General features: G+C 57.1%; 11 protein-coding genes. All 11 read left to right on the top strand.

Annotated features, from left to right (window positions below; translation table 11 throughout):
* The coding region (locus AC2VLY_RS06935; protein ID WP_486921994.1) for an FAD-dependent oxidoreductase at positions 1-861 on the top strand (861 nt) is incomplete at its 5' end.
* Positions 861-1,523: a 16S rRNA (guanine(527)-N(7))-methyltransferase RsmG gene (rsmG, locus tag AC2VLY_RS06940; RefSeq protein WP_486892817.1), complete on the top strand. Its 663-nt coding sequence runs from the start codon at positions 861-863 to the stop codon at positions 1,521-1,523. The genes AC2VLY_RS06935 and rsmG, both read left to right, overlap by 1 nt.
* A 65-nt stretch (positions 1,524-1,588) precedes the next feature.
* A complete protein-coding gene (locus AC2VLY_RS06945; RefSeq protein WP_193650290.1) occupies positions 1,589-2,350 on the top strand; it encodes a ParA family protein in 762 nt (253 codons plus the stop codon).
* Positions 2,347-3,195 carry a ParB/RepB/Spo0J family partition protein gene (locus AC2VLY_RS06950; RefSeq protein ID WP_486921995.1) on the top strand — a complete coding sequence of 283 codons (849 nt, stop codon included), beginning with the start codon at positions 2,347-2,349 and terminating at the stop codon, positions 3,193-3,195. The genes AC2VLY_RS06945 and AC2VLY_RS06950 overlap by 4 nt, the downstream gene beginning before the upstream one ends.
* 63 nt (positions 3,196-3,258) lie before the next feature.
* Positions 3,259-3,657: a hypothetical protein gene (locus tag AC2VLY_RS06955; RefSeq protein ID WP_226831060.1), complete on the top strand. Its 399-nt coding sequence runs from the start codon at positions 3,259-3,261 to the stop codon at positions 3,655-3,657.
* A 2-nt stretch (positions 3,658-3,659) separates the two neighbouring features.
* Complete coding sequence (atpB, locus tag AC2VLY_RS06960; RefSeq protein WP_024894404.1) at positions 3,660-4,409, top strand: F0F1 ATP synthase subunit A; 750 nt, start codon at positions 3,660-3,662, stop codon at positions 4,407-4,409.
* Positions 4,410-4,454: 45 nt separating this feature from the next.
* Positions 4,455-4,709 carry a F0F1 ATP synthase subunit C gene (gene atpE / locus AC2VLY_RS06965; RefSeq protein WP_009561114.1) on the top strand — a complete coding sequence of 85 codons (255 nt, stop codon included), beginning with the start codon at positions 4,455-4,457 and terminating at the stop codon, positions 4,707-4,709.
* 42 nt (positions 4,710-4,751) lie between these two features.
* Positions 4,752-5,231: a F0F1 ATP synthase subunit B gene (gene atpF, locus AC2VLY_RS06970; protein WP_193650292.1), complete on the top strand. Its 480-nt coding sequence runs from the start codon at positions 4,752-4,754 to the stop codon at positions 5,229-5,231.
* Positions 5,232-5,240: 9 nt separating this feature from the next.
* Positions 5,241-5,780: a F0F1 ATP synthase subunit delta gene (locus AC2VLY_RS06975; RefSeq protein ID WP_486893055.1), complete on the top strand. Its 540-nt coding sequence runs from the start codon at positions 5,241-5,243 to the stop codon at positions 5,778-5,780.
* 18 nt (positions 5,781-5,798) lie between these two features.
* Positions 5,799-7,343, top strand: a complete 1,545-nt coding sequence (gene atpA / locus AC2VLY_RS06980; protein WP_372605967.1) for a F0F1 ATP synthase subunit alpha — start codon at positions 5,799-5,801, stop codon at positions 7,341-7,343.
* A 9-nt stretch (positions 7,344-7,352) separates the two neighbouring features.
* Positions 7,353-7,568 (top strand): F0F1 ATP synthase subunit gamma (locus tag AC2VLY_RS06985; protein ID WP_486921996.1); only part of this gene is annotated, 216 nt, incomplete at its 3' end.

The raw sequence follows: 7,568 nt of genomic DNA on the forward strand, positions 1-7,568 counted from the left end.
GCCATTGAATACGATTTTCTCGATCCGCGTGATTTGCACGCCAGTCTGGAAAGCCAGCGCCTGCCCGGACTTTTTTGTGCCGGCCAGATCAACGGCACCACCGGCTATGAAGAAGCTGCCGCACAGGGCCTGCTGGCGGGTCTCAATGCGGCACGGCGGGCGCGGTCACAGTCTGCCTGGGTGCCGGGGCGTCATGAGGCGTATCTGGGCGTAATGGTGGACGATCTGGTCACCCGGGGGCTGGATGAACCCTATCGGATGTTTACCAGCCGGGCCGAATATCGCCTGCAATTGCGTGAAGATAATGCCGATATGCGCCTGACTCCGCAGGGTCGCGAACTTAGGTTGGTGGATGATGCACGCTGGGCAGCCTTCACCCGCAAACAGGATGATCTGGAAGCCGAGCGCGGGCGTTTCCAGAGTGTGCGCATTCGCCCCGAAGATGCAGCAGCGCAGCGGGTTGCCGCGCATGTGGGTCAGGCCCTGAACCGGGACGTAACCGCGCTGGAATTGTTGCGTCGCCCCGATTGGGATTACGCCAGCCTGACAACGGCTCTGGACATCCCGGTTTGTGCGGACCCACGCGTCAGCGAACAGTTGGAGATTGAGTGCAAATATTCGGGTTACATTGCCAGGCAGCAGGACGAAATTGAGCGCGCCGTCCGCTGGGAGGGCATGGCCATTCCTGAGGACATGGATTATGCCTCGGTGCGCGGGTTGTCCACGGAAGTCAGGCAACGCCTGAGTCGCCAGCGTCCGCAAACCATTGGGCTGGCCAGCCGCATTCCGGGCGTCACTCCGGCAGCCGTGTCGCTGTTGTTGATTCACGTGAAACGCCGCAGCTTGCCGCAGGCAGGCTGATGCCGTCCGCTTCTGCCCTGCCAGAACAACTGGCCGAGGCTCTGGACGCCGGTCTTGCGCTCATGCAACTGGATTCGGTTCATCCCGATCAGCGCCAGTTGCTGATTCAGTATGTGCTACTCCTTCAGCGTTGGAACAGTACCCACAATCTGACCGCCGTGCGTGACCCGCTCGAAATGATCTCCCGGCATCTGCTGGACAGTCTTGCTGTGCTGCCTTTTCTGGATGCCGGGCAGGTGGCGGATATTGGCAGCGGTGCGGGTTTGCCGGGAATTCCTTTGGCCATTTGCCGACCGGATCAGGCCTTTACGCTGGTGGAGCCCTCCAGCAAGCGCGTGGCTTTTTTACGCAGTGTGCTGGCCGAACTCGGCCTGAGCCATGTGCAGGTGGTCCCCACGACTAGCGAAAAATACCAGCCCGAAAACTTGCCAGATATTCTCATCAGTCGCGCCACGGCTCCCCTCGCGCGTCTGGATGCAATGACCATCCATCTGCAGGGTCCGCAGAGCAGGGTGCTGGCTATGAAGGGGCCCGGTGTCGAAGAAGAACTGGCCGAATGGCCCCGCGCGGCTGCGCTGGAGCTGCGTTGTCACGACTTGCAGGTGCCGGGTTCGCCGCTGCGCAAGCTCTTGATTTGGACGAATCCGCTGCAGATGCCCTAGCCCCCCGCGAGCTGACAGGGTATTCTTGCGCGATTGTAGACTTCATCGGAAGATCACCTCAAAACATGCGCATTGTTGCTGTTGCCAATCAGAAAGGTGGTGTGGGAAAAACCACGACTGCCGTCAATCTGGCTGCCGGACTTGTCCAGACGGGCAAACGGGTGCTGCTGGTTGATCTGGATCCGCAAGCCAATGCCAGCACCGGGTTGGGCAAGGTGGGTAATACGGCTAGCAGCATTTATCACGTGTTGCTGGGGGAATTGCCGCTCGGCGCGGTGCTGCATGCAGTCTCCCCTGCTGGACTTTTTCTCGCCCCCTCCAGCCCCGATCTGGCCGGGGCCGAAGTGGAAATCTACCCGCGTGCTGATCGAGAACAGCATCTGAAACGAGCTTTGGCCGAAGCGGCGGACTTCGATTATATCCTCATTGATTGCCCGCCCGCCCTGAATATGCTGACCATCAATGCCCTGGTCGCGGCAAACCGTGTGCTGATTCCCATGCAATGTGAATATTATGCCCTGGAAGGCCTCACGCAGTTGCTGAATACCGTCCGGCGGGTGCGCGCCCAACTGAATCCTCGTCTGGAAGTGGATGGCCTGTTGCGCACCATGTTCGATAACCGCAACCGTCTTTCCTCGGAAGTGGGTCAGGAGTTGGAACGGCATTTTCCGGATAAGCTCTATCAAACGGTTATCCCCCGCAATATTCGCCTTGCCGAAGCCCCCAGCTTTGGCCGTGCTGCCCTGGAATACGATCCTTCCTGTGCGGGTTCCCTGGCCTATCAGGGTTTGGCCAAAGAATTCCTGCAACGGGAGGGGATAAAATGAAGCGAGTGGGTTTGGGTCGGGGTCTTGATGCACTGTTTGCCAATGAAGATTCGGGTACCGGATCCATGCGGGAAATCCCGGTCGATCTGCTCCAGCGTGGTCGTTACCAACCGCGCGGCGTGATTGCCGAGGAATCCCTGCAGGAATTGGCGGAGTCCATACGCCATCAGGGAGTGGTGCAACCCATCGTGGTGCGCGCCGTGGGCGGCGGTCGCTATGAAATCATTGCCGGCGAGCGCCGCTGGCGTGCCGCACAACTGGCGGGTTTGACCCAAATACCTGCGGTAGTCCGCGATTGTGGCGATGAGCAGGCCCTGGCCATCGGCATCATCGAAAATATACAACGTCAGGATCTGAATCCGCTGGAAGAAGCCCAGGCCTTGCAGCGCTTGCTGGATGAGTTTGGCCTCAGCCACGAAGCCCTTGCCGGAACGCTGGGCCGTTCGCGAGCGGCCATCAGTAACCAGCTCCGGTTATTGCGCCTTTGTCCCGCGTTGCATCCGCACGTGGAAAGTGGTGCCCTCAGTGCCGGACATGCCCGCGCGTTGTTGACCCTCAGTGACGAGCGGCAGAAGGTTCTGGCCGAAAAAGTGGTCCAGGAAAACCTGAGCGTCCGCGCCACCGAAAAGCTGGCTCAAAAAGACCTGAATCCGCCAGCCCCCCTGCCGGAACCGGACCCCAACACGGCCGCTCTCATAGCACTGATTCAATCCAATCTGGGACTTGGTGTGGATTTGCGCGCCCGTGGCCAGGGGGGGGAGCTGCGTATTCGCTGGGAAAGTCCGGAGCAGGAGGCCATGCTCCTGAAACGTCTGGGCGTATCGCTCAATGACGACGAAAGCTGATGGATCACTCTTGACGCTGGGCATCTGCGTGTTTAGACTCCGCCTGTATTTGAGTTTTGCCCATTGAAAGAGCAAGAAAAACAGATGGGCATGGTGAACTTCTCGTCCTATGTAGGGCGAGTCACTGCGACGGTGTTGACGTTGGCCCTGTTCCTGGCTGCCTTGCTGGCATGGCTCTGGGGACGACAAGAAGCCTACGCACTGCTTTTTGCGGCATTTTTGAGCGTAATCAACATGCTCATCCTGGGTGGTCGCCTGATCGCGCTCCCCGCTTCTACGCATCTTGCCGCACGGCGGCTGGGTGGGGCGGTGTTGCAGCGCTGGATCATCACCATTCTGGGTCTCATCTTGGCAATTTTCTGGCTGCATCTGCCTGTTATCGGGCTGGTTGCCGGGTTTTTGCTGGCCCATTTCGTATTTTTGGCATTTCTGATGCGGGAACGTATCAGGCAAAGGAGTTAAGTGTGGCTTCAGGCGATATCGCCCATCATCTCGTCAACTGGACTATCGGTTCCGGTTTCTGGACGTTTGATCTGGACACCATTGTCATGGGCTGGATCATGGCGGCCATTCTGGTCATTACCGGCATGGTAGTCGGCGCAAAATTGCAGACCAGTACCCCCAGCGGCATGCAAAACTGGCTGGAAGGCGTCGTCGATTTTATTGATGATCTGGTCCAGGGCAGTTTCCCGGTCAAGGATCCCTTGATTGCACCCATGGCCATCACGGTATTTTTGTGGATACTGCTGATGAACAGCCTGGACGTCATCCCTGCCTATTTGCCCGGCATTATTGCGCACTGGTTTGGTATTCCAGAATTTCGGATAACCCCGACCGTCAATCTCAACACTACCCTCGGCGTTTCCATCACAGTGTTTCTGGTGATGATAGCCACCAATTTGCGGGTGAAGGGTTTCGGCTACTTCAAGACCTACCTGACCCATCCCTTCGGTATCTGGCTGTTTCCGATGAACATCATCATGTCCCTGATCGAAGAAATCACCAAGCCGTTAAGCCTGGGCCTGCGACTTTTCGGCAACATGTTTGCAGGCGAGCTGGTATTTTTGCTGCTGGCCATGTTGCCCTGGTGGGGCGAGCTGGTAATGGGTACGGTCTGGTCTCTGTTTGAAAGTTTGATCATTGTCCTGCAGGCGTTTATTTTCACCGTGTTGACCGTGGTTTACCTCGGCATGGCGAATATGCAGGATCATTAATACAGTTTTTATATTTCACTTTTGCGACACTTGTAAGGAGTTATCATGGACGCACATACCATTATCGTAGCTGCTACAGCCATTGCTGTGGGTATTATTTTTGGCGCCGCTGGTCTGGGTTCCGCCATTGGCTGGGGTCTGATTACCTCCAAGACCATTGAAGGCATTACCCGTCAACCCGAAATGCGTCCCCAGTTGTTGGTGAATACCTTCATTTTTGCCGGCTTGATGGAATCTTTCCCCTTCATCATTCTGGCCTTCGGTTTCTGGTTCCTCTTCGCCAACCCGTTCCTGGGCTGATGCGGGCCCGGTTGATCCGGCCCTCTTGCAAGTGAGGTAGTCATGAATCCAGTAGGTATCAATGGAACACTGATCATACAGCTGATCACCTTCGTCATTTTGGTGGCGTTGTTGTACAAGTATATGTATGGTCCCCTGCGTAAAGTAATGGACGCCCGCCGCGCGAAAATCGCTGATGGTTTAGCCGCTGCTGAACGTGGTAAGGAAGAAATGGCCCTGGCCCAGAAACGCGCTGCAGAAATGCTGCGGGAGGCCAAGGACAAGGCGGCAGAGATTATTGCCAACGCCGAGCGTCGTGGTGTGGAACTGCGTGAAGAAGCTCAGGTCAAGGCCCGTGAGGAAGCCGACCGGATTATTGCCGGAGCCCGTGCGGAAATTGATGTGGAAACCAACCGGGCCCGTGAAGTTCTGCGTGGTCAGGTGGTGGAGCTGGTGGTCGACGGCACCCAGCGTATTCTGCATCGTGAAATTGATCAGAACGCCCATCGCGACATCATCGACCGTATGGTCGGCCAACTGTGAGGGTCTGAAATGGCAGATCAGATCACGGTGGCGCGACCCTACGCCGAGGCGCTTTACGGGCTGGCCAAAGAGTCTGGTCAGCAACAGGCTTGGGCAGACGCTTTGCAGGTGCTCACCGCCATGGTTGCAGACGATCAGGCCCAGGCATTTTTGAGTGACCCCGAACGCCCGGAAGCGGACAAGGTGGCTTTACTCGCGGCCGCTCCTGTCACGCTGGAGCAGTCGGGCTGGCAAGCCTTTCTGACTCTTCTGGTGCACAACGATCGCTGGGCAGCGGCAGCAGAAATTACCGTTCTCTTCGCTGAGGCTCTGCGCCATGACGAAGGCATTGTCGACGTTCTGGTGACCAGTGCGGTGGCTATGGACGCGCAGCAGAAAAGCTCGGTTCAGGCGGCGCTGGAACAGCGTTTCAGCGGTCGCAAAGTCGCTTTTCGTGAGTCGGTAGATGCCTCGCTGATTGGCGGTCTCGTAATTCATACGGGTGATCTCACCATAGATGCTTCCGTGCGTGGACAAGTGCAGCAACTTGCCCGAACCCTTCGCAGCTAAAGTCTTGAGGAACAAAGTATGCAACAACTGAATCCATCGGAAATCAGTGACCTGATCCGCGCACGCATCGCTGGCTTTGAAGGCCGTGTCGAGACGCGCTCCCAGGGCACTATCATCAGCCTGAGCGACGGTATCCTGCGTATTCACGGTCTGGAAGACGTCATGTATGGCGAGATGCTTGAACTTCCCGGCGGGCGCTTTGCGCTGGCCATGAATCTGGAGCAGGACAATGTCGGCGCGGTGGTGCTGGGAGAATTCTCTGGTCTTGAAGAAGGTGGCATTGTTAAATGCACCGGCAAGGTCATGCAGGTTCCTATCGGCAAGGAATTGCTGGGTCGTGTGGTCAATGCCCTGGGACAGCCCATTGATGGCAAAGGCCCGGTAGATGCCAAGGAATTTGACGTTCTCGAAAAAATCGCGCCCGGCGTGGTGGATCGTCAAAGTGTGGACGAGCCCATGCAGACCGGCGTCAAATCCATTGATGCCATGGTACCGGTGGGACGCGGACAGCGCGAACTGATCATTGGTGACCGCCAGACCGGCAAGACTGCTGTGGCAGTGGATGCCATCATCAACCAGAAAGGCAAGGGTGTTTACTGCATTTACGTTGCGGTGGGCCAGAAGGCTTCAACCGTGGCTGGAGTGGTCCGCAAGCTGGAAGAATACGGCGCCATGGAATACACCACGGTCATCGCCGCCAACGCTTCCGAATCAGCGGCCATGCAGTATCTGGCGCCTTATTCCGGCTGCACAATGGGTGAATTCTTCCGCGATCGCGGCATGGACGCATTGATTGTGTATGACGATCTGACCAAGCAGGCCTGGGCCTACCGACAGATTTCCCTGTTGCTGCGGCGTCCTCCGGGTCGCGAAGCTTATCCGGGCGATGTGTTCTACCTGCACTCCCGTTTGCTGGAGCGCGCTGCGCGCGTCAACGCGGATTTTGTAGAAAAATTCACCCATGGCGAAGTGAAGGGTAAGACCGGTTCATTGACCGCGCTGCCCATCATTGAAACTCAGGCCGGCGACGTTTCCGCCTTCGTGCCTACCAACGTGATTTCCATTACCGACGGCCAGATATATCTCGAAACCGATTTGTTCAACTCCGGTATCCGCCCCGCCATTAACGCCGGCTTGTCCGTATCGCGCGTCGGTGGCGCTGCCCAGACCAAGATCATCAAGAAGTTGGGTGGGGGTATTCGTCTGGATCTTGCGCAATATCGTGAACTGGCGGCTTTCGCCCAGTTTGCTTCTGATCTGGATGAAATAACCCGCAAACAAATTGAACGGGGCAAACGGGTTACTGAACTGCTGAAACAGGATCAGTTCTCACCCATGTCGGTCGCAGAACAGGCTGTTGCCCTGTTCGCTGCCAGCAGCGGTGCCCTGGATGACGTGGAAGTGGCCAAGGTGCGGCCTTTTGAGAAGGCCTTGCTGGCTTATCTGCACAGCAATAACAAGGACCTGATGGCTGGGCTCGAAGACAAAAAAGAGCTCACCGATGACTTCAAAAAGCAGCTCGACGCAGCAGTCAAGCAGTTCAAGTCCAGTTCGACGTACTAGGAGAGCAGCATGGCCAATGCCAAGGAAATTCGCGGTCAGATCAAGAGCGTAAAAAATACGCGCAAGATCACCCGCGCCATGGAAATGGTGGCTGCAAGCAAGATGCGGCGCGCGCAGGAACGGATGCGCGCTGCCCGGCCCTATGCGGAGAAAATTCGCGAGGTACTGGGCCATCTGGCGCTGGCACACCCGGAGTATGAACATCCTTTGATGCAGGTTCGGCCC

It is taken from the genome of Acidithiobacillus sp. TH-A36, from assembly GCF_057473445.1.